The organism is Paenibacillus illinoisensis NBRC 15959, from assembly GCF_004000925.1.
Taxonomy (GTDB): domain Bacteria; phylum Bacillota; class Bacilli; order Paenibacillales; family Paenibacillaceae; genus Paenibacillus; species Paenibacillus illinoisensis.
Genome location: NZ_BIME01000002.1, coordinates 454,159 through 480,464 on the forward strand (window position 1 = coordinate 454,159; position 26,306 = coordinate 480,464).

Below are 26,306 nucleotides of genomic sequence, written 5' to 3' on the forward strand. Positions count from 1 at the left end.
TCAAAAAAGAGATTGCACCATTACGGATAAAGAATACGCTACTTTGGCCAAAATATTGGAAGGTATGATGAAGGAAGAGTTTTCCATGTTGAGCAGTCTGTTATTCCGTATCGGGAACAATGCAAGAACTCATACACAAAACTATGTTGAAATAGAGGTTAGTAAGATGGATCATACTCAATTTACCCATGATAACAGACGACGCCCTAAGCATCCGTTTCCGAAGAAAGCAACATATAGCGAAGCCTTCCGTATCAAACCGATTCCGCTCAATTGGTTCAGGGGAATTGGCTCGGCGATCAGTGTGGGAATTCCTTCTTTAATCGGTTTTTTGATCGGAGATCCTGCTCTTGGCATACTAGCTTCCGTCGGAGGTTTTACCTTTCTATATGTATCGAATGAACCGTATTCCCAGCGTGCTGTAAGATTATTCTGGATTGCGCTTGGATTAACTGCTTCATTTGCACTTGGTGCGTTAAGCTCTTATAACGATGTACTTATGGTGCTTATGTTTGGAGTTATTGGGTTTATTAGCACCATGCTGTTTAAGCTTTTTGAAATTGTCGGCCCTGGAGGCTTGTTTATTGTCCTTGCTTATGCGATTGGAACTTCCATGCCACATGATCTGGCTGCGCTCGGATCCAACGTGTTATGCGTATTGCTGGGCGCCATTTTTGCCTGGATCGTTGCTATGACAGGAGTGCTTGTAAAACCGCACCGTAACGAGAACAAGGCCGTTTCGGCGGTATACCAGAGCTTGGCGACTCTTCTGTCATCGATCGGAATGGATACGTATACAGAACGGCAGCATCAGACGGCATTTCTCATCAAACAGGCAGAGCGAACATTATCCCATGCCAAGTTGTTCGGAAAATGGAAGCGGAACAATTACGTTTTGGAAAACTTGATACGATTAAACGCACAAGCTGAAGTCATATTTCTTTCTATACTCGATGTCTCGCAAGAGCAAAAGCATGAGATGGAAGATCGACTCGCCGAATCACTTCAGATCATTAGCAATCAGCTTCGTGATAAAGATAAGGAAAAAGATGTAAACGTTCAAATATCAGAAGAAGGAAGCAGTGCTTTTCTTAGAGATCTCTATGCAAACGTAAAGTTCGCATATGAGATACATTTTGGGACAGTTGATTTGATTCCTGCTCCAGCGTCTTCTGGTGAGGAAGAGAAGAAAAATGTAATTGGTAATGATCTAATTAAAAAAGCGTTCAGCAGGGATTCTCATATCCCTTTTGTCGCTCTCCGTTACGGAACGATAATTTTTATTTCAGCAGCTATTGCGTATGGTTTTCATTTAAACCGTTCGTATTGGGTTCCGTTATCCTCGGCTGCAGTCATGGGAGGAGGGACATATGTCAGTAACCTGCATCGTGGTATACAACGTTCGGTGGGCACAATCATTGGGATTTGGATAGGGGCAGCCTTGCTATGGCTGAAGCCTGCTGGCTTGTTTGTTTCCTTAACACTTGCCGGATTGCAGTTTATCGTGGAATTAATCTACGCCCGAAATTATTCGCTCGCGGTTATGTTCATTACTCCCAGTACGCTTCTGATTGGAACGACAATTAATCCAGCATTGACTAGCGGTTATTTCATATCTGCCCGACTCGTCGATATCATCATTGGAAGCATCGTGGCCATTGTCGGGACGGCGTTGTTATGGCGGAAGATTTCTTCCAAACGGTTGCTTACCGTTTTTTCTGATGCTGTTGGAAAAGAAGGAGAGATGTTGATTTCCATGTTAGAGAGTGAACATACGTCAATTCAAGCCTCCAAACAACAGGAGCTCCAACATGCTTTGCTTCAGCTTCGTTTAGTATATGACAGTGCATTAGCTGAATCACTTCGCAGGGATGTAAAGGTTACAAGTCTCTGGCCTGCAGTGGGAGATTGCTTGCACCTGGGTTACATGTTACTCGCAGCGTCCCGCCATCCTTCAAGAGAAGTAGCGGAAGAGCGGGTGCATGAGTACAAGGTCTATTTCGAAAGGCTTACACAATCCATCAAAGATAATGAGAACCTCTGTATTGACATGCCGGACGTGCCGAGTCTGCCTGAATACCCTTTAATCCATGAAGATCTTGCTCGATTACACCGTTCTTTAGGTAATGAAGCCATCAAGAAGGGGATGGAATTGCACGGCTAGAATACTAATTAGAACGAATTGGAAAGTAGCCCAACAATCATATTCTCATTTGTGAAAAGAAATACAATAATTGCTGTGATAGTGAGTTGTTTTTGATCTCATGTTGTCGAATCCAAGTGCACTTCATTGAGCAAAGGAAGTGCACTTCCACCGAGGAGGGATCAACCCGTGAATGTAGTCACCAAGTTGATGAGTGAACTCAAAGATCGCGATAGCCGACAGCAGTTGAAAGGCTATCGCGACCAAGTGAAACTTATCAGAAAAAGGAATTTGGAGGCCTGGGACGATGAACGACTTCAAGAGGAATCACATCGACTGAAAGAGGAAGCGTTAGGAGGCAGAGCTTTGGATGAGCTGCTTGTCGATGCCTACGCTTTAGTCTGCGAGGTGGCGAAGAGAAAGCTCGGATTAAACCCGTACGATGTACAGATCATGGCAGCCATCGCTCTGCATGAGCGATTTCTAATCGAGCAGCACACGGGTGAAGGAAAAACACTCTCCGCTGTTATGCCCGCTTATCTAAATGCGTTGACAGGCCAAGGCGTGCATGTGCTGACGTTCAACGATTATTTGGCCAACCGAGATGCCGAGTGGATGGGCCCGATCTATCGATTTCTTGGGTTAAGTGTTAACTCAGTTCAAGCTGGCATGAATCTGTACGAGAAAAAGAATGCCTACGCTAGCGATATCACCTATGTGACGGCTAAAGAAGCAGGATTTGATTACTTACGAGACACGATCGCGCTCAACGAAGTTGATCTGGTTCATCGTCCGTTCCACTTCGTCATCGTCGACGAGGCGGATTCGCTGCTTCTTGATGAAGCGCGGGTGCCGCTAGTTATAAGTGGAGAGTCGGGCTCTTCCAAGAATGACGACATTCGTTTCGTAAAAGTGGCTCAGCAGCTCGATCAAGGAGAGCATTACGAATTTGACGAGTTCCAACGGAACGTTTACTTGAATGAAGCAGGCTCAGCGAAGGCAGAGTCACTGCTCAGATGCGGCAATCTGTACGATAGCCATAACTCTCATTTGTTAACATCATTAAATTGTGCGCTGCATGTGGAAACGTTACTAAAAAGAGACGTCGATTACATCGTCCGGGACGGTGGAATCGAGTTGATTGACGAATATACTGGCCGAGTGGCTGAAAACAGGTATTTACCTGACGGACTGCAAGCCGCGCTTGTAGCCAAAGAAGGGCTGCAGTGGACAGTAGGCGGGAAAATTCTCGGCACGATTACGATTCAACACTTCATTAGCCTGTATCCGGGAATTTGCGGAATGACGGCTACAGCGCATGCTTCTGCTATGGAATTTGAACATATCTATGCGCTGCAGGTCATGCGAATTCCGCCGAACCAACCAAACATACGGATCGACCATCCGCACCGAATTTACACTCATATAGAAGCCAAACTTAAAGCGCTTGTACAAGAAATCTCTTCTGTCCATGCGACAGGACGTCCGATTCTCATTGGTACATCCAGCGTTGAGGAGTCCGATGACCTAGCGGAAGCGCTGGCGAAGGTTAATGTTCGTTGCCATGTTTTAAATGCAAAAAACGACGCAAAAGAAGCTGAAATCATCGCTAAAGCAGGAGAAATCGGTGCCGTAACCGTTTCTACAAATATGGCAGGACGAGGCGTAGACATTCGGCTCGGAGGCGGAAATCCTGAGCAGGCAGGATTGGTCGCCAAGCTGGGAGGCTTATACGTGATCAGTACATATGTGAATGAAAGTGTGCGGATTGACGATCAACTACGCGGGCGTTCCGGCCGCCAGGGCGACCCGGGATCCTCCGTATTTTTCGTAAGCTTGGAAGATGAGCTAATGGTTCAGTTCGGCATCCATAAATTGGTTCACGTACCTAGGCAGGATGAGGCTATCGATGACATGGTGCTTCTCAGTAAAATCGAGCATATTCAGCGCGTTATTATGGGTCAGAACTTTGATATTCATCTGGAACTGAACAGTTATTCGGATATGGTGGAAGATCAGAGGCGAATTCTATACGCCGAACGACTTCAGATTTTAAAAGGCGATATACCGATGAGCCCCTCGGAACAGAGGGTACGTCTTTTTTATATCGATGAGTTCTGGGCGGAACATCTGGCATATGTTTCTTACCTTCGCGAAAGCATCCACTTGGAGAGCATAGCCAGCCGCAATCCAATCGACCAATTTCATATGCAAATCACCCAGGCCTACGAGCAAATTCCGTATAAAATCGATAAGGCATCTCAGGAGATGCTTCTAAGACTTGGAGATTCAAATGATCCATCGGAGTGGGAAAAGCTCGGTCTGAAGAGCCCTGCTTCCACAAGGACTTATATTATCAACGATCAGTACAGCGAAAATAGACGCAGCTTATGGACTGGTACGACCGTCTTTGCTTTTTGGGGCCGCCAAATTTTGAGATGGGCACTATGGCCGGTATCTAGGATTTCAAAATAGTGATAAAAAGTAGTATTTCAGTTCGTCGAATCGATTGATGTTACAAAAGAAACTCCGAACCCCACTATATTCAAGGGTTTCGGAGTTTCTCTGTCAGGACAAATTAAACAGTGATGTTCTTCATTTCATGAATTTTTTGGAGTATTTGAACAAGTTTTATCTTCTCTTTATCATCCTCTGTGTGGAGATAACTCTCCACAAACCTGTATCCAAATACGAGAAGGATCATTTCATAGACGCAATGGTCTGCAACAGGGGGTGCATCTGCATATTCAGAAAATCCCTGGTAATACGCGGGAACACACCGCTTGTAGTAATCGACCATGTAATTAACATCTGCTTCATCCGCAATCAGACTTGCTAGATCTTCACCCAAGTAGCCCCATCCCGATGTATCCCAATCGATAAGCGCAATTTTCCCTTCAGCATAGATCAAGTTGGTCACCCAGAAATCCCTATGGCATAGCACAAGGGGGAGTTTTTCAATGCGGTCAAATATTTCGTCTGCGTGCTCATCAATGTCGATAAGCATTTGCCGCACATGCTGCGGAAATTCGCAGTTCTCTGAACGTATATAGTCGTAGACAACTGGCCATGACCGGTAGTGCAGATAGGTATTTTTCATGAGGTCCGCATGGCTCAGGTTAGTCAGGCTCTGCAGTACAGCAGGTTGTTTGGCATACAGTTTACCTTGAAAGCGTCCCAATTCCAGCGCCGCCTGTTCATACATGTCACCGGTCAAGTCCAAACCGGATACGCCATCAATATATTCCAGCCATAGATGGAATTCATCTTCTTCGGGATTCATCTCGGCATAATAACATGTTGGCCAGCGCAAGGCATCGGAGAATGTTTCACCCAAGTCAGATGCATAGAGGTCATATTCCCTGCGCCATGAGCCAGGATCATTGTAACGATTCCATTGCTTCTGAATTTTTAGCACGATGCGGAATGACAATTTTTCGCCTTCGGATGTTTCGGCAACCCCCGTCACCATGTTTACATTTCCCACAGTACCGCCATGTAAAGGCATGGTTTTATAATCTGCCGAGATGATCTCTCTCTCAAATCTTCTGCGCAAGACAGCGTTCAGCGTTTCGGATTTAATATTCATATCTTTTCGTTAGCTCCTTTAAATGTTGTTTTTTTGGACGCAAAAATGCCACGGACAAAGCAGCCTCTAAAGAAGCTGCTGTCGCGCGGCATCAGGACGCAAAAAAGATACGACCTTCATCGTATCTGCAAACAGCAATATTCACGAAAGGTTACTTTGGATGGCATACCAAATAATGCGGGTGTATCCCGCTTTTTTCGTATATGCCAACTATTCAGTTTTAAGACGAAACCACCATATAAGTAGCTGCCATTTAAAACATCTCCCTTCGTGTAAGGAACTAGCTTATCACTAAGCTCTTTATAAAATAACCTTTTCTTCCAGAAAAATCAATTGAAAATACGACTAAGCAATAACAATCCTTCCACTTATTTTAAGGAACATTACCGTTTACATTACATTGAAAGTTTATTATAGTTATTAAGGAGTTATTTTATCCATAATTAAAGGAGTGAGCAACATGAATCCAAAATTACAAAAGAAAATTAACAACTTAGAAAATATTGAGAGATTTCCGGCAGAGGAATTATTGGAGTTAACACCTGTCAAGAAAACCGACAATGTATTGGACCTTGGGGCGGGCACCGGTTATATTTCCATGTCCATTGCTGAACAAGTGAACACCGTATATGCGTTGGACAATGATAAGGATGTTCTTGAATATTTGGAAACCCAAGCGACGGAGAGAGGTATAACGAATATTACATCTGTTGTAGGTGACTTCAGAGAAATCCCGTTAGATAACCAGGTTCTTGATATAGCTATTGCATCCATTTCTTTACACGAAGTTAAGCCTCTTGCAACAGCTTTGAAAGAGGTCAACAGAGTATTGAAAGACAGAGGCTTGTTCTTATGTATCGAATTAGAAAAGTCAGAGACTTCAACGGGTCCGAGAGTTTCATCCAAAGATATGGAAGTGGAAATGCTTGATGCTGGCTTCACCATTGTTAATAAGATCTACCCGTCGACCCAAATCGCCAACCAATCTGTCTATATAATCCTTGCTCAAAAGTAAAAAGGGCACCTATATTCTGCTGGAAAACAAAGCTTAATATAAATGAATGCGGGGCTTTCGATATCATCGGTAGCCTCGTTAATATACAAATGAATTTACACTCGTATTCTGTTGCTCCTGCTCGATATGAAAAGATATAGTTATATGAATTCTTCACCTTCATGTAAGAAGGGGTGTATATTAACTTCCCCTTGTCCTTCCACTGGTTTTGGTGGCGAGAAGTATGAAAGCGTTTGACTTATTCGAATATCGATCTATAATTATGAAGGAAATTGGACGAGGACGGAAACTGACGAAGTGTCCTGAAATGTGTCCGCCTGAATGGATCGAAATGCCGACGAGCTTCAAAGTAGGCCTCAGCCTATGGGGATAACGATATTCGGTATAGCTGTATGTATACTCACAGCAAGCTTCCATAACCAGGAGGCTTGCTGTTTTTATTTTTTGAAGGAGACTAGGTCAGAATGACACTTAAAAAAAGGATCTTTTTATTGTTCTTCCTCAGTGCGTTTATCCCTTTTATCAGCATATTTGCGATTTCTTACTATACCATTGACTCCATTTTCGCAAATAAAATCGATGACGGCATCCGCAGCAATTTACAGCAGGTGACATCCTCTCTGGAGAATTCAATCACCAATCTGAATCACGTTACACAGCAATTGTCCTACCGTGGAACCATTGGCAAAAAGCTGGATCAATTCCTGAAGCCTTCCTCGGATATCTTCCTATTGATGGAGGCGAGAGACGAATTAAAAAGCGAGTTAAGTGTGGTCACATTTACCAATCCGAATATTGGATTGACCTTATATTACTTCCAGAAGGATGGAACTACACAGTTTGGCAACTTCCCGATTAAGGATCGCTTTTCTCCGGAGTCACTGCCTGTGCTCTTCCAGACCTATGGTATTAAATATTATGGTCCACATATCAGTATGAACCGATTCGATGACCAACTCGTTCTGTCTGCTCTGCGAAGAGTACAACTGCCCGAAAGGGACGACGTGTACATTTACGTTGAGTCGGGCTTTCGCCTCACACAGGATAACTTGGGATACAGTCAGTACAATGGGGCTCTGTCTCATTTGATCCTGGATGGTGAAGGCAACATTGTGTACAGTGAAATACCGGAAGCGATGAAGGTCGGGGAGAATTTCTCCAGCTTGACAGCCGATCCTGCCAAGGACGGGATATCCCGGGGGTATCACTGGTTCAAGGAGGATTCATCACAGAAATGGAGCGTCGTTTCAGTCATTTCGCAGGCTCAATATCAGCAGGAGAAAAACCAGTGGTTACTTCAAATATTGCTGGTCGCATTATTTTTCCTCGGCTTTACCGTATTTCTAGCTTGGCTCCTGTGGAAGATGGTGTACAAACCACTTGGTTTGTTCCATTCGGAAATCAACGGGATGTCCAAAAACCCACAAACGACGGGGAGCCGAGCTCGCACCCAGATTCCCGAATTTGATTTTCTGCTCGGTGAATTTTCGAACATGCAGCATCAAATTGGCGATCTCTTCAAGGAAGTGCAGCAGAAAGAAAAAATTCGTGCAGACCTGGAAGTGGAAAAACTGCTCTATCAGATTAACCCGCACTTTCTGATGAATACACTGGATACGGTACACTGGCTGGCCGTCATGAACGGACAAGGGGAGATCGACAAGCTGGTACAGTCATTGAACAAGCTGCTCTATTACAACTTGGGCAAATTAGGGCAAGTATCCACGATGGAAGAGGAGATTGATGCATTAAGACAGTATCTGATTTTGCAGCAAATTCGGTATGACTTTGAATTTGACGTTCGGATTACTGCTGATGAACAAGTGCTTCAAATTCCTGTGCCTCGTTTTATTCTGCAACCGCTGGTTGAAAATTCGCTCTATCATGGATTGAGTGATGAAGGCTTTATTCAAATTGAAGTGACATGTAATACAACATTGAACATTATGATACAGGATAATGGTGCAGGCATGAGCGAGGAAACCATTCATAAACTGCTGAACAACCGCGTAGCTGAACAACAAAAAGTAGGAATGGGCATTGGACTCAATTACGTTCACCGCATGTTGAAGTCACAATATGGGGACCAAGCACAATTGGTCATCGAGAGTGAATTGGGAACGGGGACAAGTATTCTGCTCATACTGCCCATTAAAGGAGAAGATATCTCAGCATGATTAAGGTATTGATTGTGGATGACGATAAGCTGGTACGCAAAGGCATTAGCTCAGCGATGCCATGGAACGAATTCAATATGGAGGTTGTAGGAGAAGCGAGTAACGGAGCAAAAGCATTGGATTTCCTGAAATCCCAACCGGTCGATCTCATGTTGACGGATCTTGCGATGCCGGTCATGTCAGGGATTGAACTGATGCGAGCGACGAAACAGCTCTATCCGGAGCTTCATATTGTCGTGTTAACCTTACATCAGGATTTCGATTATATCCAGGAAGCGTTGAGACTGGGCGCCATTGATTATATAGCCAAAGTCCAGCTGGAGAAGGAGCAATTTGAACATGTTCTGCACCGGATCCATACTCGTATTACTGGGTTGACGAGCTCTAGCCGAAAGATGCCTTCTATCAATGAAATCAATGTCCATTACCCGAACGTGTATGCACTGGTTTCCCAAGATCGCAAATCCGAACAGAAGTGGCCAGTGGAGCTGACCACCGATGGAGATGTGATCCGGTGGGAGGTTGAACGGAATAGCTGGATGTGGGCAGCTTCCTATGATGAGCAGGACCCGCTGTTTCTTCAGCTGAAGGCATCCCTGGATCAAGTTCCCTCTAGTACCTTATTGGTGTTGTCCGATGTACAAGAGAGAACATGGTCTCAAATCAAAAACTGGATTATGAATTATACTGAGACATATCTATTCTATGCGTATAACCCCGATTACCGAGTCATTGCCGTTTCGATGAACGAGGAAGAGACATTTTTAAAAGAACCGCAGGATGAGGACATAGACCGGATTAAGCAAAGTTGGTTCCAAACCCCATGGACTCATCATGACACGTACTACAACCAACTCATTGAACAGTTTACATCATTACGATTAAACAAGGGCCAGTTGATGGGATTACTGTACTCCCTCGTTATGGAGTGGAATCACCTTTTTGCCCAAACAACGCTTGGAAGGATCTCGATGATCCATGGTTTCAATTCCTGGTACGAGGTTGAGAAATGGATTAAACAGACTGCTGTAGTTATTCGTAAGGCCGACGAACAGACTTCGTATTCCCAGGAAATCATCCATGCCGTGAAAAAAGCAGTGATGATCATTCAGGATGACTTGGAGCAGGCGTATACGGCTTCAGGTCTTTCCCAACAACTCAACATCAGCCGAAGTTATTTCAGTCAATGCTTCAAAGATCTGATGGGGAAAACCTTTAATGAGTACTCCAGGTTCATCCGGGTAGAGAAGTCGAAGGAATATTTGCTTAATACAAACAACACGATTTTCTGGATTGCCGAGCGAGTGGGTTATACGGATGAAAAATATTTCAGCCGGATTTTCCGTGAAATGACAGGCCTTCTGCCAAGCGAATATCGGCAGCTAGGCAGAGGAGTCAAATAGCAGACGTGTTCCCATTGAACAGACACCCATCATAGGGAAAGTGACCGTCTCCATAATGATTGTTGGAGGCCGTCATGGAAATGGTCCAAGAGACATTTTATCGATTATGGATAAATTGAAGGCCGACAGTTTCCTGTTTGAGGAGCTGCCGGCCTTTGTTTTTGAATGGAAATAAGGATAGATAGATGAATGTAAGTCAGCAGGTAGGATAAATGTTCACGAGCTAACCAATGCTCCAGGATTGCGGTAGAAAACTGTAATCATTTCTCTATCCAAACGAACGTGCAATCCCTATCTCAGTGGATCTTCACTCCATTTTATAATGAAAGCGTAAACAAAAAAAGATAATCAGAATAAGGGGAATCGAATTAGATGAGAACAAAATGGTCCTTGAAAAGCAAACCGCTCACGAAACGTCTGGCCGTGCTGTCGATGTCTGCGCTGATGGTTACAGCTCTCGCGGCATGTGGAGGCGCATCCACTCCTCCTACTGCGGAGGAAGCAGGCAAATATGAGGTAACTCCGGGAGATCCGTTCAGTGCCTACAAAGACGAAATCACCGTAACCATGGGACGGGTGACTACAGCCAATCCGAAACTGCCAGCTGGAGATACCTATGAGAACAACGCATATACGCGACTGGTTAAAGATACATTTAACGCTAAAATCACAGATCAATTTGAAGCCAATGGTGAAGATTACAGCCGTCAGGTTTCGCTCGCTATCGCCTCCGGGGAATTGCCTGACATGATGCGTGTCGACTCCAAAGACGAACTGAAAGAACTGGTGGACAATGATCTGATTGAAGATCTGACAACCATTTACGATCAATATGCCACAGATAACATCAAGCAGATTTACGATTCCTATGATGGGCGTGCATTAGATAATGCAACGATTGATGGCCGTTTGATGGGCCTTCCGGCGACGTCCCTGGATTCTGCACCAACGATGGTTTGGGTACGTCAGGATTGGCTGGATCTGCTGGGGATCCAACTTGATGCAGACGGAGATGGAGCCATCTCGCTCGAAGAAGTGGAGAAAACAGCACAGGAATTCCTGAAAAGAGATCCAGGTCAAACCGGTAATCCGGTCGGTATTCCTTTTGTGAACACATTGAATACTACAGATTACAATGCCTCTTCCTATACCATGCTTGGTGTTGCCTCAACCCAGGGCGCGTTCCCACAATATTGGATGAATGGGGAAGACGGCAAAATTGTGTATGGTTCCACGACAGAAGAGACCAAGCAAATGCTAGGGATCATGGCGGACTGGTTCAAGAACGGCATCATTGACCCGCAATTCGGAACCCGGACGTTTGATGACATTACTGCACTCTATACCAATGGCCAGAGCGGTATCGCTTTTGGACCGTGGCATATCCCAGACTGGGGATTGATCAGCGTGAAGCAGATGGATAAAAACGCGAAATTTTCGGCGTATACGTTGGAAGATGCAGACGGCAATGTGAACGTGGCACATGCTAATCCATCCAATCAGTTTATCGTGGTACGAAAAGGGTATGAGCACCCTGAACTGGCAGTGAAGATTGTAAACCTGTTCTACGACAAACTGGCAAATGATAAAGATGTGGCAACAACCATGCCGGAAGCTGCCAAGTATCAGGAGACTGGGGTAGACGGTTCTACGAGACCGTTTAACATTGAAGTCAATTCCGCTACATCGCTGCTGGATGATTACTCTGATGTCGTTCGTGGAATTAAAGGGGAAATTGGTCTGGATGAGGTTCGCACAACCGAATCGAAGAACAATATCGGAAGCATTAAAACGTATTTGAGTGACATGGACACGGATGACGTGACCGCTTGGTCCAAATACCATTCACGGATTAACGGCGTTGGACTGATCGACAAGCTGACACAGGAGAATAAATTCGTATGGATGACTCCTGCTTTCTCTGGAACGACCTCAAGCATGAAACAAACGTGGGCCAATCTGACGAAGCTCGAGCAGGAATCGTTCATCAAAATTGTGACGGGTTCCGAACCGCTGGATTACTTCGATACATTCGTCAGCAACTGGAAGAAACAAGGCGGTGATCAAGTCATTCAGGAAATCGAAGACGAGATCGCATCGAAACAATAGACATCCATGAACAGTAGCAGGGCTGCGATATGCAGCCTTTCTTTCAGGAAAGGGGTTCATCCATGAAACAGGGGAAATTAAAAGCAAGAGGCCGGCTAGGCACAGGTGCCATGTACCATATGATGATGCTGCCGGGTATTTTGTTTTTGCTTGTATTCAGCTATATACCAATGGTCGGTGTCATTACGGCTTTTCAGGACTATGTGCCAGCCAAGGGCATGTTCGGCTCCGAATTTGTCGGGCTGAAGCATTTTATTTATATGTTCAAACTCCCGGATATCGCTCAGGTCATCAGTAATACGCTAGTCATTGCGATTGCCAAGATTCTGCTCGGAACGTTGATGGCGATTATATTTTCCGTATTATTGAATGAAATTCGTGTTAAATACGTTAAAAAATCCGTGCAGACGATTGTTTATCTGCCGCACTTTCTATCCTGGGTTGTACTCGCATCTGTCGTGGTCAACATGTTCAGTTTGGATGGAATCGTGAACCAAATGCTCGCGTTCTTTGGCCTGGACCATATCAATTTCCTAGGCAGCAACACGTGGTTCCAGCCACTGATCATCGGAACAGACGTCTGGAAGGAATTTGGTTATAGTTCCATCGTTTATTTGGCTGCTATCACGTCGATTGATCCCGGTCTATATGAAGCGGCAGGAATGGATGGAGCCAGTTGGTGGAGAAAAGTATGGCATATTACGCTGCCGGGTATGCTGCCTATTATCCTGCTCATGGGTGTAATGAGTCTGACCAACATTTTGAGTGCCGGTTTCGATCAAATCTATAACCTGTATAACCCGGTAGTGTATGAAACGGGCGATATTCTGGATACCTACGTGTACCGGATTGGTCTCGTTGGGCGACAGTATAGCTTCGGTACGGCTGTTGGATTGTTCAAATCCGTGATCGGCATCGTGCTGCTCTTGTCTGCGAATCAACTCGCCAAAAAATATACAGACAGAAAAATTTTCTAAGGAGGCAATGTCCGTGTCCTATTCTGCAAACGTTAAAGAACGAATTGGCCGGTTTGTCATCTATGCCATCGTGATCATGCTGGCATTGGCTTGCCTTCTTCCGTTATGGAATATTGTTGCCATTTCATTTAGCAGCAGCGAGGCTGTATCGGCGAATGCCGTAGGTCTCGTTCCGGTCAATTTTACGACAGCCGCGTATTCAAAAATTATTGATGATGCACAGTTCTGGCGCTCTTTCGGCATATCTGTTCTGCGCGTTGCGCTGGCCCTTGTGCTTAACATGATTCTGATTATTTTGATGGCTTATCCGCTATCCAAGTCGAAAAGGGAATTCAAAGGCAGAAACATCTATATGAATATCATGATTTTTGCCATGTTGTTCAGTGGAGGCATGATTCCAAGTTACCTGCTGATCAAAAACCTGGATATGCTAAATACAATATGGGCACTTGTTCTGCCAGGTGCTGTCCCGATATTCAGTGTCATCCTTGTGATGAACTTCTTCTCTGCAGTACCTAAAGCACTGGAAGAAGCGGCGTTTATCGATGGGGCGAATCCGCTCCAAGTCTTGTTCAAAGTGTATGTTCCTGTGTCCATTCCTGCGCTGGCGACCGTTGCCTTATTCAGTATCGTGGGTACATGGAACGACTTCTTCAGCGGTTTGATCTATATGACCAAGGTCAGCAATTATCCGCTTATGACCTATATTCAGTCCCTTAACGTAAATATTGCCGATCTGCTGCAAGCTGGTACGAATTCCAGCGAGCTCAGCAACCTGACTGAGATTTCGAATAAAAACCTGAATGCAGCTAAAATCGTAGTCGCGGTCATTCCGCTGCTGTTGATTTATCCGCTGCTGCAAAAATACTTTGTAACCGGCATTGTCGTTGGATCAGTCAAAGAATAATGAGAGGTTATAACACACCTTAACGGAGAGGCACACCAATCTGGAGAAGGTAGAAAGGTTGTATGACATGGAGAATAAAAAATGGTGGAAAGAAACCGTTGTATATCAAATTTATCCGCGGAGTTTTCAAGATAGTAACGGAGACGGAATCGGCGACTTGAAGGGTATTGAGTCAAGGCTCGATTATTTGCAGGAACTCGGCATTGGTGCGATCTGGTTGTCACCTGTTTGCAAGTCACCTCAAGATGACTATGGGTATGACATTTCCGATTATCAGGATATCGATCCCATGTTCGGGTCTCTGGATGATATGGAATCGTTAATTCATGAAGCCGGGAAACGAGATATTCGGATCATTATGGATCTGGTATTGAACCACACATCGGATGAACATCCTTGGTTTCAAGAAGCCAAAAAAGGCAAAGACAATCCGTACCATGATTACTACGTCTGGAGAGATGGTGTGGAAGGAACGCCTCCGAACGATTTAGGATCCACATTTGGTGGCTCAGCCTGGGAATGGGTTCCTGAAATTGGGCAATATTATTTGCATCTCTTTTCCGTAAAACAACCAGATCTGAACTGGGAAAATCCCAAAGTTCGGCAAGAGATTTACGATATGATCAATTGGTGGATCGACAAGGGAGTCGGCGGGTTTAGACTTGATGTAATCGACTTAATTGGTAAAGAACCGGATGCGAAGATTACGGGGAATGGGCCCAATCTGCATAAATATATCAGGGAACTTAGCAAGGAAACGTTTCAAAAAGCAGAAAATCTGCTAACGGTTGGAGAAACATGGGGCGCTACTCCTGAGATTGCCAAACTGTACAGCAACCCGGACGGCAGTGAGTTTTCAATGGTATTCCAGTTTGAACACATCGGCTTGGATGAACAAGAAGGCAAAGGAAAGTGGGATCTCAAGCCTTTGGATGTGCTGGAATTGAAAAAAGTGCTGTCCAAATGGCAGACAGAGCTCAAAGGCGATGCCTGGAACAGCTTGTTCTGGAATAACCACGACTTGCCTCGAATCGTCTCCCGTTGGGGAAATGACGGAAAATATAGAATTGAATCGGCTAAAATGCTGGCTACCCTTCTTCATGGCATGCAAGGCACACCTTATATTTATCAGGGTGAAGAAATAGGCATGACGAATGTTCAATATGCGATTGAAGACTATCGGGATATTGAATTGCTCAATCTCTATAAAGAAAGAATGGGGAAAGGATATCCTGAAAGCAGCGTGATGGAGTCGATCTTCGCCAAGGGACGCGATAACGCTCGAACACCGATGCAGTGGGATTCTACGGATAACGCTGGGTTTACAAGTGGCGAACCATGGATCAAGGTGAATCCGAACTATACCGATATCCATGCCCAGGACAATTTGAATAACCCTGAATCCATATTTCATCACTATCGGAAGTTAATCCAATTAAGAAAAGATCATGAAGTGATTGTGTATGGAGATTATGAGCTGGTTTTCCCGGATGATCCAGAGGTGTTTGCTTATACCCGAACGCTGAATGGAACGAAAGTCCTTGTTGTATGTAATTTTCAGGTGAATACGATCAAGCTCCCGCTGCAGGAACACTTGGCAGAGACGAATCAGCTGCTGATATCGAATTATGCAGGTGAACTGCCACTGAACGAACTGCGTCCATATGAAGCGAGAATGTACCTTATGCATGCGTAAAGAATAATACTATAAATAAAGTCTTTATAAACCGCTTAAACAGACACACGTTAACGGAGAGGCAGTACCAATCTGGAGAAGCGAAGCGTTCGCTTAAAAGCTTTCCGAAGGAAAGCTGCATCGGAAGCATAGGCTTATCACCGGATTTTCCCCTTAGAGAAGGGGAGTCAAAAAATCTGGGGATAACAGCGATCGGAAGATGGTACTGCGCTCGTAGTGCCCTTGTGTGATCGATTGGTGCAGTTTATATCGTGGTTGAGAAAGAAGGATTACATCAAATGAAAAGAGTATGGTGGAAAGAAGCAGTAGCATATCAAATCTATCCTAGAAGCTTTATGGATTCCAATGGGGACGGGATTGGCGACATCAAGGGAATCATTTCAAAACTGGATTATATTCAAGACCTCGGTATTGACCTGATATGGATCTGCCCGATGTACAAGTCTCCTAACGATGATAATGGTTATGATATCAGTGATTACTGTTCCATTATGGATGAATTCGGCACGATGGCTGAATTTGATCAATTATTAAAAGAAGTACATGATCGTGGCATGAAACTCATCATGGACTTGGTGATCAATCATACCAGTGACGAACATCCGTGGTTTATCGAATCGAGATCTTCGCAGGATAGTCCTAAACGGGACTGGTACATCTGGAGAGATGGGAAAAACGGAGAAGAACCGAATAACTGGGAAAGCATCTTCGGTGGTTCTGCTTGGGAATATGATGAAGTCTCCGGACAGTACTATCTTCATCTGTTCTCCAAAAAACAACCGGATTTGAATTGGGCAAATGAAAACGTACGGAAATCCATATATGAAATGATGAACTGGTGGCTGGATAAAGGTATTGATGGTTTCCGTGTCGATGCAATCAGTCATATCCACAAAGAAGAGGGCCTGCTGGATATGCCAGTCAAAGAAGGCTTTAAATACATCTCTTCGTTTGAGAAGCACATGAATGTCAAAGGAATTCAGCGTTATTTGCAGGAAATGAAAGAGGAAACGTTATCCAAATATGACGTGGTAACCGTTGGGGAAGCCAATGGAGTAAAAGTAGAGGACCAAGAAGATCTATACGATTGGATCTGTGAAGTCAGAGGCAAATTTAATATGGTCTTCCAATTCGAACACCTTGACCTGTGGAAAAACAGCACAGACCGGCAACTCGATGTTCCCAAACTGAAAAACGTCTTGACGAAGTGGCAAAAATCGCTGGAAGGCATCGGTTGGAATGCTTTGTTTATTGAAAATCACGATCAGCCACGTAAAGTTTCATCCTGGGGAAATGATGCGGAGTATTGGTATGAAAGTTCAACAGCTCTTGGAGCCATGTACTTTTTCATGCAGGGCACTCCGTTCATATACCAAGGACAAGAAATAGGCATGACGAATGTGGCTTATCCTTCCATAGAGGACTATAACGACGTAGCTGACCGGAATCTATATCAGATTAAACGTGAAGAGGGGATGTCGCATGAGGAAATCATGAACATCATCTGGGCATCGAGTCGCGATAACTCCAGAACGCCGATGCAGTGGTCTTCTGCAGAACAAGCAGGGTTCACCAATGGTACGCCGTGGCTTAAGGTGAATGACAATTACGTTCATATTAATGTAGAGAAACAGCTGCAGGATCCGCGTTCCATCCTGCACTTTTATAAACGAATGATTCAGCTGCGAAAAGAACACGACACGCTGACATATGGGTTCTATGAGCTTCTTATGCCGGAACATCCAAGTGTATTTGCTTATACACGAACTCTGGCAGACCAACAGGTGCTGGTCGTAGTCAATCTCTCTGATCAAGCCGTAGAGCTTAAGGAAGAAGAGCATAGCCTTAACTTCTCCGAGATCTGGCTTACCAACTACGAAGATAGCAAGCTGCCAAGGGTGCTGCGACCGTATGAAACGATCGTTGGTTTAAGCGATAAAGAATAAGTTTGATTTTCCTACAGGTATCCAATGAAGTAAACAGAGAATTCACTCACTAATTTCTGACCTCAAACAAGTGAACCCCTTAGATAAGTTATTGGAATAAGCGCCGTTTATCCAATGAATTTCTAAGGGGCTTTTTTTATTTTGCCTTCAGATTGATAATTTGTTAATTATCCTTTATTATGAAAGCGTTATCGTTAATCGAATACTTATTGTACCATTCGGTCACTTGACCAACATATTAAACCTCGAGGTGAGTAGAGTGAAGTACAGAAGATTGGGCAAGACCGAGCTGGATGTATCCGTCGTAGGTGTGGGCACCTGGCAGTTTGGCGGGGACTGGGGTAAAGACTATACCCAGAAAGAAGTCGATGATATTCTTTACCGTGCCAAAGAACTTGGTATTAATTTGATTGATACAGCGGAATGTTACGGACCCCACCATATGTCGGAAAGCTTTATCGGCGATTTTATGTCCCGTGACCGGCGTGAGGATTGGGTGATCGCATCGAAGTTTGGTCATCAGTGGCATGATCACTGGACCAATGCCTGGAGCGTGGATCAGATCCGTGTTCAACTGGAAGAATCCCTGAAAGCGCTAAGAACAGATTATATCGATTTGTATCAGTTCCATTCCGGATCAGATGAGGTGTTTGATAACGACGAGCTGTGGACCATGCTGGACAAGCAGGTACAAGCCGGTAAAATTCGAAATCTTGGTATTTCCATTGGCAGCAACGATAATCTGCATCAGACGAGCAAGGCTAGTGGGTTAAACGCGAAGGCTATACAGGTCGTATATAACCGTCTGGACCAGAAGCCCGAGGAGAGGGTATTCCCGTCATGTCAGGAGCAGGACCTTGGTGTGCTCGCAAGAGTCCCACTGGCCAGCGGCTATCTGAGCGGCAAGTACAAGCCAGGCGCAGTGTTCAATGACAATGTCAGAAAGGGACGCGAGCGTCAAGAGATCGATGAGAAGCTGCAGCTGGTAACTGAAATCCAGAAGAACGAAGTCCCTGAAGGTGTCGACATGGCCTCGTGGGCTCTTGCCTGGTGTCTGAAGCATCCAGCCGTTAGCTGCGTCATTCCAGGATGCAAAAGTCCGGAGCAGGTTGAAGCGAACGCCCGGGCCGCAGATCTGGAATTATAAGCGAGCTTGATCGGTGTAGCTTGCTGATGGCTATACATTCGTGGTTTAAAACGGAGAAAGCAGCCGACCAAAGTAGAAGGGGTCGGCTGCTTTTTTTTCCTAGAAGAATCAAAATTAATATTTAAATTGAATCGTCAAACGCTCTAACTTTTGAGACATATCGGACAAGGTTGTGGCTAGGCTCGTAATTTGTTCCATTGAAGCCAGTTGTTCTTCTGAAGAAGCAGCTATATTTTGGGAGTTGTCTGCAGCTTGGAGTGCAAGATTGGAGACTTGCTCTTGACCCGCGGTGATTTCCTGGACGCTTGCCGTGATCTGCTGTGTAACGCTGGCAAGTTCCTCCGTTTGTTGGGCGATAAAGTTGGTCGACCCTACGATTTTGTTAAACTGTTGTTCCGTCTCATTAGCAATCTGTAAGCCGGAGTCGACGTCCTGTTTAACTCGATTCAACGTTTTGAGCGATTGTTCGATATCTGTACGCATATCTTGAATCAACGTGGAAATCTGCCCGGATGATTGGTTCGATTGTTCAGCAAGTTTTCTCACCTCAGCAGCAACTACCGAGAAACCGCGGCCTTCTTCGCCTGCGCGGGCTGCCTCAATCGAGGCGTTCAGAGCAAGAAGATTCGTCTGCTTCGCAATATCCGTAATGGCATGCAGCATGGTACCGATCTGTTGGCTGCGTTCATCCAGCATTCTCATGACTACATCCGTTTCATTAACCGACTTGTTGATCAGCTTCATTTGCTTCGCCGTATGCTCTACGGCCGTACCACCTATGTTCGCGAGTTCCATCGCATCAACAGAAGAATCGGCAATGGTTGATGAGCTTTCCGCTATTCGCTGAATCCCGATCGATATTTCCTCGAGTGAGTTGGTTGTCCGTTGAAGCATCATTTGTTGCTCTTGTGCACCTGCTGCAGATTCTTGGATCGAAATGGTGATATTCTCAGTTGCCTGACTGGTGTGCTCCGCACCAAGAGTCAACTCTTTGGAAGATGAGGCTACCTGTTTGGTAGAGAGATCGACTTGACTAATAAGTGTTCTCATGTTTTTAATCATATGGTTAAAGTCCTGTGAAAGTTCACCAATCTCATCTTTGGACTTCATCTTAACTTCTTCAACGGTTAGGTCACCGTCCGCAACGGATTTCAATCGCTTAGCGACCATAAGGATCGGCTTCGTTAGGCGTCCTGAGATGATGCTAACGATAATGGATCCTAGAACAACCGCCACAGCCGTAACTATAAGAACAAGATACAGAACTTGTGTAGCACCACTGTTAAACTCACTTAAGTAGGCACCCGAACCAATGATCCATCCCCAATGCGGGTCCATTTCAACATATGAAACTTTCGTTTCTACCTCACCTGTATCAGGTAGAGCCCACTTGTAGGTGACAAATCCTCCTCCGGCTGTTCCAACATTAACGATCTCTTTTCCCAAATATACGCCATCTTCTGTAACGACATCTGTCAAATCCTGACCTTCATTTGAAGGATTCATTACGGAATGCGCATCTTTGCCAACAGCCCATGGATATCCTGTTTCCCCTACAGTATATTCACTTTTTACAGGCCTCTTATTATCTGCATTCTTATCACCGAGCAGTTCTACGCGGAGCTTTTCCTGCGCTTGCTCCAATGTCAAACTTCCGTTCTCTACCTGCTCGTTGAGGAGATTAATCATACCAATGACCATTCGTACACTATTTTCAAGTGCGGCCTTGCCGGATTCATTCATTTCATTTTTTGAAACGGTATAAGAACTGAACCCTATTACGATTGTGGGCACAATAAGTATAACCAAGCACAAAGAGACTAACTTGGCCCTTAACGTTCTCATTTTTAGAATAGATCCTATTTTTGTTTTCACTTCAGTTCCCCCTAAGTATGTCAAAGTACAGATCTAACTCAGAACCCGATAGTTAAAATTTAAATTAAATCTGTACCTAATATATCGAAAAAAGAGGAGGTAAAATGAAGTCTTTGAGCGATGGAAATCTGTGTAAACCAACTCGCCCATTGTGCTCAACACTGGGCAAATAGAATTTGTAAAACCAAAAGTGGAAATTGCATAAAAGGCGAGGGATTTTGCACAGAAAGATTAAGATTAACCTTTTTTACTTCGCTGCTGGGATTTATCTGGGTATCGCCGTCGCAGCATTTGTTCCGTGGATTGAGATTGGTTTGAAAATAACGGTATTGCTTTATTATAGATAGGAAGGAGTGTTACCTTACGGTAATCACTCCTTTTTTGTATATACTGGGCTTGTGAGTTCATACAAAAGATAACCGCCCACTGGCTGGTTATCTTAATGGAATGGCTATTCCTCTACAAATGTTTTTCATAAAATATCATTGTCATTTTGTCGTTAATTACTTTAGTTATACCCGTCTTTTTATAGCCTATCTTTTCATACAAGTAACAGTTTCCTTTCTCTTGCAAGATGGTACCCAGTCTCCATGACTTTGCATCGTCATATTTCTGCTCTACGCTTGTAAAGACGTTTTGAGCAATGCCTTTTCCTTGATGTTCTGGCAGTATAAAAATGGGGCTAACACTATAGATCTGATCCTCTTTTTTGACGACTCTTATACCGCCCACGGCAACGTCAACATGATAGATTATGAAATAATCTGTAAAAGACTGATTGATTTGAGTAATAACTTTTTCTACGGTTTCATTGGCGGGGCTTGTTTCAAAATCCTGATAGGTTTCCAACAAGGGCATAAACGCTTTAACTTTCATGTTGTGAATAGTCACTGCATCATTTAAATCTGCTTTACATAAAGAAACATCCATTAAAATGCCCCCTTTTTTTGAGACGCTCGTTAATAATATCTTATATTGCACATACACTGTTTACCTACTACAAAGATGTTCGTTAAAGTTTAGATAACTAACGACCCATCCCACAATCCTCCCAAACAGCAGATTTCTTAATTTATGTTCATCATATGTATCTCCTTGATTGCAAAGTTCTTTTTAAATGTTTCATCTAACCAGAAATAAAAGCGTCTGTCAATGATTTGGTCTGTAACTTCATTTTTTTGTATAAAAAGCTGCACCCTACTAAATACTAAGCTCCGGGGGTGTACGAATGGATAAAATGAAAATTCATCTTGAGGGAAAAAATACAGCTTTAATTGTTGTCGATGTTCAAAACGATTACTGTCATCCAGATGGGGCGATCTCCAAAAGCGGAATTGATGTGAGCTCAGTAAAACAAATGATGCCTCATATGCATTTTTTATTGGAAGCTGCAAGAAAAAGCTCAATACCCGTCATTTTTTTGCAAACCAACCATGAAGATGCCACGGACTCCGAAGTATGGCTTTCACGTTTTCCGGATGGTGTAAACCCTATTTGTCGTACAGGAAGCTGGGGTGCAGATTTTTACGAAGTGTCACCACAGGCCAATGATATCATTGTCAAAAAGCATCGTTACAGTGGGTTTGTCCACACCAGATTGGAGAGCGTTCTCCAAACGCTCAAAATAGAAACCCTCATCATGACAGGGGTTAGCACGAATTTGTGTGTTGAGTCTACAGCGAGGGAAGGTTTTATGCTTGATTATCACATTGTACTTATACAAGATGCCTGCGCGGCTTTTTCACAAGCGGAACATGATATGACGCTGAAAACAGTGGATACGTATTTCGGTATGGTTACAGATACAGCAGGAATCGTCTCTTATATAGAGACCTCACATCAGACAACAGTTAATTAGGCAGAGACATAGGAGAAAATAAGAACATTCACACGTGATCTACAACTGTTTCACTGTATTCCATTATGTAGATGCTGTTAGTTTTCCAGGTAGAGGAAGCTATTAAGGGGATAAGAATAAGAATTGCCGCAGACCAAAAATGTTCCATTCAAAGTCGCTAAAGTAGCGGCTTTTTTGTCTTTTGGAATTACAAAATGGCAGATGTGTATGACAGCTCTTGTTCAACTAGCTGAGGGATGAGTGCAACATTTCGTCTGCTGAGAAAGTCAATAAGATTTAAGATGGACGTCATAATATGATGAGAAGTAGGTGGAGAAACTGAAACATCGTTTACTCACGATCATTTTTCTTTTCACTACCCTATTCTTTTTTGCGAATGGTCAAGAAGTCAAAGCTCTATCCTGTGCTGAGAAGAAGGGAAGCCTTCAAGAAGAGTTAGACGGATATACTGGTGCTGTTTACGGTGAAATAAAGAAAATTAAAGTTGATCTGAAGCAAGAAGGGATAACGGGCACAAAAGAGAAAGTTAGATATATATTAGTGGAAGTTGAACGAAGCTGGAAAACGGAAGTTGATTCTGAGGTCATTGTCGCAACCGACTACACTTGGGGTTTTAACTTCAAGGAAGGCAGTAAATACTTCATATTTATTAGTGAAATGGATGGCGAATTAAGCAGTAGTCCGTGCAGCACGACCATTGAAATGAATAACCTTAATCAAGCAACTGAACAATTTGGTGAGGGATTCGAGCCAAAACAACAAGTCAATCTGGAATCCAAGATGTGGTTTATGGTGGAGCAGGATTTTGATTTGTATATCGTCCTTGCAATAATCCTTGTGGTGAGTGCCGTCTTCATCATGAGAGCAAAGAAGAAAAGGAAATGGGGCTAAGTCTCATTGGTCTAAGGGAAACATTCGTTGAATAAACAGAAGGTTTTCTCTTGACCGATTACATAATTCCAAGGGAAAGAAGGATACCAAATGACTACGTTAGGATTGATCCGACACGGAGTAACGGATTGGAACGACGAATATCGGACACAAGGCCATTCAGATATCCCGCTCAATGAAAAGGGGCGACAACAAGCTGAACTCTTGTCCCGAAGAATTGGCACAGAACAGTGGAATTATATTTATTCTAGTGATTTGTCCAGAGCACTTGAAACAGCGGAAATCATCGGCAAAATCAACAATATTGAAGTTAGAACCGACCCACGCTTGAGAGAAATGAACTGTGGGCTTATAGAAGGGACGACAGAACAAGAGCGTGTCAATCGATGGGGGTATGGGTGGTTTAGACTGGATCTCGGCATCGAATCAGAAGATGAGATTGTAAAAAGAGGCAGGGAGTGCCTTGCCGACATATCAGACAGACACCCAGACGAGAATATATTAATCGTGAGTCACGGTGCATTCCTTGGAATGACTTTAAAGAAACTGATCCCGCATATCGACATGAAAGAAAGTTTAATGAACACATCTATCACCATACTGCAAACAGCACAACCTCGATGGGACTGTTCGGTGTATAATTGCACTGCACATTTAAATGTGAAATCTATCGAGATCGTAAAAGGGAAGATGGAACAAGAACTATAGAAGCCGTGATAATCGGCTTTTTTTTTATCGGTACAACAATTTAATATGCGTCCCAATGGGAATAAAAAATTATTTCACTAAGGCTCTGTACCCCTGCATCTGTGTAGCGAATGTAAGGGGTATTTAGTCTGTATGCTTAACTGTATTGACTAAATAAGTTAACTCGTGTTAATTTATTAACTGTAGTTAACTTCGAGGAGATGCAATCAATATGAATCAGGATATCTCACTAAGGGAATTAAAAAAAGCCAAGAACAAAATCGCGCTGTATGAAGCTGGATTATCCTTAATGAAGGATCGAATGTTCAGCCAGGTCATGATTGAGGACATCTGCAAGACTGCTGAAATATCCAAGGTCACTTTTTTTAAGTTTTATCAACGTAAAGAGGATTTGCTGATTTATTTTATGCGGGTATGGCTTACTGAACGAATGATCGAGATCGAACAGGAAGAGAAAAAAGGATTCCAGGCATTCCGCCATTTGCTGTCCAAGGTTGCTAAGGAGCATCAATTAAGGCCGGGGATGATGCCGAGTTTGATTTCCTTTCTTGCAGAACAGAACATGCAGCCTTGTATGCCTGAACTGAGTCAAGCGGAAGTATCGCTGCTCTTTCCAGGTCACGAGGAAGCGGGGAGTGAATCGCCTAATATGTTTGTTTTATTTCAACAGTTTATGAAGGAAGAACAACAAGTGGGTAAGCTCAACAAATCTCTCACCTTGGAGCAATCTGTACAGATTTGTTTCACCATTTTCTATGGTGCGTTTCTGACGGCTCAACTGTACAATTCAGCGGATATTAGCCGCTTTTATGATACGCATCTGGGTCTGCTTGAAATATAGGAGAAGGAGTGAGTATGTATGGCTAAAGTGATCGCAGGTCGTTATACCGCACAGATGGAAGGTTCCTTCGTTGTTTTTGTGATTGGTTTTCGGATTAACAAATGGTGGGCGGTACATAAATGGCTACCTGTTATGAATTCCATGTCCCCGATGCTTCAGGAGCTGTATCGAAACAAAGAGGAGCTAGGGTTCATGGATGGTTCCTATCATTTTTCAGGCCGTGGACTTACACTCATTCAATATTGGAGGAGCTTTGAACACCTGGAGCACTATGCCCGACATGGAGCTAACCACCTGAAGGCATGGAGGGATTTCAACCGCAAAGTTGGAACTGGGGGAGATGTAGGGATTTTCCACGAAACCTATCTGGTTCCTGAAGGGCAATATGAATGTGTTTACAACAATATGCCGACCTTTGGATTGGCAAAAGCGGGAGCCCACGTTCCAGCAACGGGGCGTAAAGAAACGGCAAGCCGGCGGCTTGGCCGCGAAGGAGAACCAGCCATTGCAACACCTCCGAATCCTTAGTGCTAGCGTCTATTGCCACGAAGCAAACAAACAATGGGTGCAACCTAAGCTGATGCTCGCATGGTGATATCCTGTATCGAAGTAGCGTGTTTGTAGATAATGGGGTAAACATAACTGAATAAAAGAATAAGGCAGCCGACATCGTGATCGGCTGTTTGTTTTTTATGAACGAACAGGAAACAAGCAAAGGCTGCGTAGCTATAAGCCCCTTTTGTATATAGCCTTGTCAAATTTTGCATTTCTGAATAATCTAACACATACCACAGAAGAGGGGGAAGAAATATGAGTGGATATAGCAATGGTAATGTTGGCGGAATTGGTGGGGGATATGGTGGTTTTACGTCCGTTGGTGCAATTCTGGTACTTTTTATTCTGTTAGTCATCATCTCCAAAGCTTTCTTAGTATAATGAACTCTGAATCAGCCTCAAGTAGTGCTGAGAAAAGAACTCGTAAACCTTCAAAACTAACTGCGCCTTAAGCATAATTGGTATGGCT

The 26,306-nt window shown here is 43.9% G+C and carries 20 protein-coding genes; 17 read left to right on the forward strand and 3 right to left on the reverse strand.

Annotated elements, in window-relative coordinates; genetic code table 11:
• The first annotated feature begins 166 nt into the window (after nucleotides 1–166).
• Nucleotides 167–2,164 (forward strand): FUSC family protein, encoded by a 1,998-nt coding sequence (locus PIL01S_RS07395; RefSeq protein WP_164764182.1) that lies wholly within the window; start codon nucleotides 167–169, stop codon nucleotides 2,162–2,164.
• Nucleotides 2,165–2,332: 168 nt separating this feature from the next.
• Nucleotides 2,333–4,618 (forward strand): preprotein translocase subunit SecA, encoded by a 2,286-nt coding sequence (locus PIL01S_RS07400; RefSeq protein WP_127536953.1) that lies wholly within the window; start codon nucleotides 2,333–2,335, stop codon nucleotides 4,616–4,618.
• A gap of 103 nt (nucleotides 4,619–4,721) precedes the next feature.
• Here PIL01S_RS07400 and PIL01S_RS07405 read toward each other — a convergent pair whose 3' ends face one another.
• A complete protein-coding gene (locus PIL01S_RS07405) occupies nucleotides 4,722–5,732 on the reverse strand; it encodes an aminoglycoside phosphotransferase family protein (protein WP_127536954.1) in 1,011 nt (336 codons plus the stop codon).
• Nucleotides 5,733–6,192: 460 nt separating this feature from the next.
• On the opposite strand from PIL01S_RS07405, the gene PIL01S_RS07410 reads away from it, so the two are divergent.
• From PIL01S_RS07410 to PIL01S_RS07450, 9 genes are all read left to right on the forward strand, one after another.
• On the forward strand, nucleotides 6,193–6,747 hold the full coding sequence (locus tag PIL01S_RS07410; RefSeq protein WP_127536955.1) for a class I SAM-dependent methyltransferase: 555 nt from the start codon (nucleotides 6,193–6,195) through the stop codon (nucleotides 6,745–6,747).
• 464 nt (nucleotides 6,748–7,211) lie between these two features.
• Nucleotides 7,212–8,924, forward strand: a complete 1,713-nt coding sequence (locus PIL01S_RS07415) for a sensor histidine kinase (RefSeq protein WP_127536956.1) — start codon at nucleotides 7,212–7,214, stop codon at nucleotides 8,922–8,924.
• A complete protein-coding gene (locus PIL01S_RS07420) occupies nucleotides 8,921–10,327 on the forward strand; it encodes a response regulator transcription factor (protein WP_127536957.1) in 1,407 nt (468 codons plus the stop codon). The genes PIL01S_RS07415 and PIL01S_RS07420 overlap by 4 nt, the downstream gene beginning before the upstream one ends.
• A 372-nt stretch (nucleotides 10,328–10,699) precedes the next feature.
• Entirely contained in the window at nucleotides 10,700–12,436 is a 1,737-nt protein-coding gene (locus tag PIL01S_RS07425; RefSeq protein ID WP_127536958.1) for an extracellular solute-binding protein, read from the forward strand.
• A gap of 62 nt (nucleotides 12,437–12,498) precedes the next feature.
• The gene (locus tag PIL01S_RS07430; protein ID WP_127536959.1) at nucleotides 12,499–13,413 is read left to right on the forward strand and encodes an ABC transporter permease; all 915 of its coding nucleotides are present in this window, start codon (nucleotides 12,499–12,501) and stop codon (nucleotides 13,411–13,413) included.
• 13 nt (nucleotides 13,414–13,426) lie between these two features.
• Nucleotides 13,427–14,320: a carbohydrate ABC transporter permease gene (locus PIL01S_RS07435; RefSeq protein ID WP_127536960.1), complete on the forward strand. Its 894-nt coding sequence runs from the start codon at nucleotides 13,427–13,429 to the stop codon at nucleotides 14,318–14,320.
• A 67-nt stretch (nucleotides 14,321–14,387) separates the two neighbouring features.
• Complete coding sequence (locus PIL01S_RS07440) at nucleotides 14,388–16,016, forward strand: glycoside hydrolase family 13 protein (RefSeq protein ID WP_127536961.1); 1,629 nt, start codon at nucleotides 14,388–14,390, stop codon at nucleotides 16,014–16,016.
• Between the two features lie 278 nt (nucleotides 16,017–16,294).
• Nucleotides 16,295–17,962 (forward strand): glycoside hydrolase family 13 protein, encoded by a 1,668-nt coding sequence (locus tag PIL01S_RS07445; RefSeq protein WP_127536962.1) that lies wholly within the window; start codon nucleotides 16,295–16,297, stop codon nucleotides 17,960–17,962.
• A 259-nt stretch (nucleotides 17,963–18,221) separates the two neighbouring features.
• A complete protein-coding gene (locus PIL01S_RS07450; protein ID WP_127536963.1) occupies nucleotides 18,222–19,109 on the forward strand; it encodes an aldo/keto reductase in 888 nt (295 codons plus the stop codon).
• 114 nt (nucleotides 19,110–19,223) lie between these two features.
• On the opposite strand, the gene PIL01S_RS07455 is transcribed toward PIL01S_RS07450, so the two are convergent.
• Both PIL01S_RS07455 and PIL01S_RS07460 read right to left on the reverse strand, forming a co-directional pair.
• Complete coding sequence (locus PIL01S_RS07455; protein WP_127536964.1) at nucleotides 19,224–20,984, reverse strand: methyl-accepting chemotaxis protein; 1,761 nt, start codon at nucleotides 20,982–20,984, stop codon at nucleotides 19,224–19,226.
• A 459-nt stretch (nucleotides 20,985–21,443) separates the two neighbouring features.
• The gene (locus tag PIL01S_RS07460) at nucleotides 21,444–21,914 is read right to left on the reverse strand and encodes a GNAT family N-acetyltransferase (RefSeq protein ID WP_127536965.1); all 471 of its coding nucleotides are present in this window, start codon (nucleotides 21,912–21,914) and stop codon (nucleotides 21,444–21,446) included.
• A 298-nt stretch (nucleotides 21,915–22,212) separates the two neighbouring features.
• On the opposite strand from PIL01S_RS07460, the gene PIL01S_RS07465 reads away from it, so the two are divergent.
• From PIL01S_RS07465 to PIL01S_RS07490, 6 genes are all read left to right on the forward strand, one after another.
• Nucleotides 22,213–22,842, forward strand: a complete 630-nt coding sequence (locus tag PIL01S_RS07465; protein ID WP_127536966.1) for a cysteine hydrolase family protein — start codon at nucleotides 22,213–22,215, stop codon at nucleotides 22,840–22,842.
• 309 nt (nucleotides 22,843–23,151) lie between these two features.
• Nucleotides 23,152–23,733: a hypothetical protein gene (locus PIL01S_RS07470; RefSeq protein ID WP_127536967.1), complete on the forward strand. Its 582-nt coding sequence runs from the start codon at nucleotides 23,152–23,154 to the stop codon at nucleotides 23,731–23,733.
• A gap of 90 nt (nucleotides 23,734–23,823) precedes the next feature.
• Nucleotides 23,824–24,441, forward strand: a complete 618-nt coding sequence (locus PIL01S_RS07475; RefSeq protein WP_127536968.1) for a histidine phosphatase family protein — start codon at nucleotides 23,824–23,826, stop codon at nucleotides 24,439–24,441.
• Nucleotides 24,442–24,652: 211 nt separating this feature from the next.
• Nucleotides 24,653–25,282 (forward strand): TetR/AcrR family transcriptional regulator, encoded by a 630-nt coding sequence (locus PIL01S_RS07480; RefSeq protein WP_127536969.1) that lies wholly within the window; start codon nucleotides 24,653–24,655, stop codon nucleotides 25,280–25,282.
• 18 nt (nucleotides 25,283–25,300) lie between these two features.
• Nucleotides 25,301–25,810, forward strand: coding sequence for a DUF4188 domain-containing protein (locus PIL01S_RS07485; protein ID WP_127536970.1), 510 nt, complete (start codon nucleotides 25,301–25,303; stop codon nucleotides 25,808–25,810).
• Between the two features lie 282 nt (nucleotides 25,811–26,092).
• Nucleotides 26,093–26,218, forward strand: coding sequence for a sporulation protein YjcZ (locus PIL01S_RS07490; protein WP_127536971.1), 126 nt, complete (start codon nucleotides 26,093–26,095; stop codon nucleotides 26,216–26,218).
• The last annotated feature ends 88 nt before the right edge of the window (nucleotides 26,219–26,306 follow it).

Excerpts from the sequence above, each read along its gene's own strand:
- PIL01S_RS07395 (WP_164764182.1), top strand. The coding sequence starts at position 167 with ATGGATCATACTCAATTTACCCATGATAACAGACGACGCCCTAAGCAT.
- PIL01S_RS07405 (WP_127536954.1), bottom strand. The coding sequence starts at position 5,732 with ATGAATATTAAATCCGAAACGCTGAACGCTGTCTTGCGCAGAAGATTT.
- PIL01S_RS07410 (WP_127536955.1), top strand. The coding sequence starts at position 6,193 with ATGAATCCAAAATTACAAAAGAAAATTAACAACTTAGAAAATATTGAG.
- PIL01S_RS07415 (WP_127536956.1), top strand. The coding sequence starts at position 7,212 with ATGACACTTAAAAAAAGGATCTTTTTATTGTTCTTCCTCAGTGCGTTT.
- PIL01S_RS07420 (WP_127536957.1), top strand. The coding sequence starts at position 8,921 with ATGATTAAGGTATTGATTGTGGATGACGATAAGCTGGTACGCAAAGGC.
- PIL01S_RS07425 (WP_127536958.1), top strand. The coding sequence starts at position 10,700 with ATGAGAACAAAATGGTCCTTGAAAAGCAAACCGCTCACGAAACGTCTG.
- PIL01S_RS07430 (WP_127536959.1), top strand. The coding sequence starts at position 12,499 with ATGAAACAGGGGAAATTAAAAGCAAGAGGCCGGCTAGGCACAGGTGCC.
- PIL01S_RS07440 (WP_127536961.1), top strand. The coding sequence starts at position 14,388 with ATGGAGAATAAAAAATGGTGGAAAGAAACCGTTGTATATCAAATTTAT.
- PIL01S_RS07445 (WP_127536962.1), top strand. The coding sequence starts at position 16,295 with ATGAAAAGAGTATGGTGGAAAGAAGCAGTAGCATATCAAATCTATCCT.
- PIL01S_RS07460 (WP_127536965.1), bottom strand. The coding sequence starts at position 21,914 with ATGGATGTTTCTTTATGTAAAGCAGATTTAAATGATGCAGTGACTATT.
- PIL01S_RS07465 (WP_127536966.1), top strand. The coding sequence starts at position 22,213 with ATGGATAAAATGAAAATTCATCTTGAGGGAAAAAATACAGCTTTAATT.
- PIL01S_RS07475 (WP_127536968.1), top strand. The coding sequence starts at position 23,824 with ATGACTACGTTAGGATTGATCCGACACGGAGTAACGGATTGGAACGAC.
- PIL01S_RS07480 (WP_127536969.1), top strand. The coding sequence starts at position 24,653 with ATGAATCAGGATATCTCACTAAGGGAATTAAAAAAAGCCAAGAACAAA.
- PIL01S_RS07485 (WP_127536970.1), top strand. The coding sequence starts at position 25,301 with ATGGCTAAAGTGATCGCAGGTCGTTATACCGCACAGATGGAAGGTTCC.
- PIL01S_RS07490 (WP_127536971.1), top strand. The coding sequence starts at position 26,093 with ATGAGTGGATATAGCAATGGTAATGTTGGCGGAATTGGTGGGGGATAT.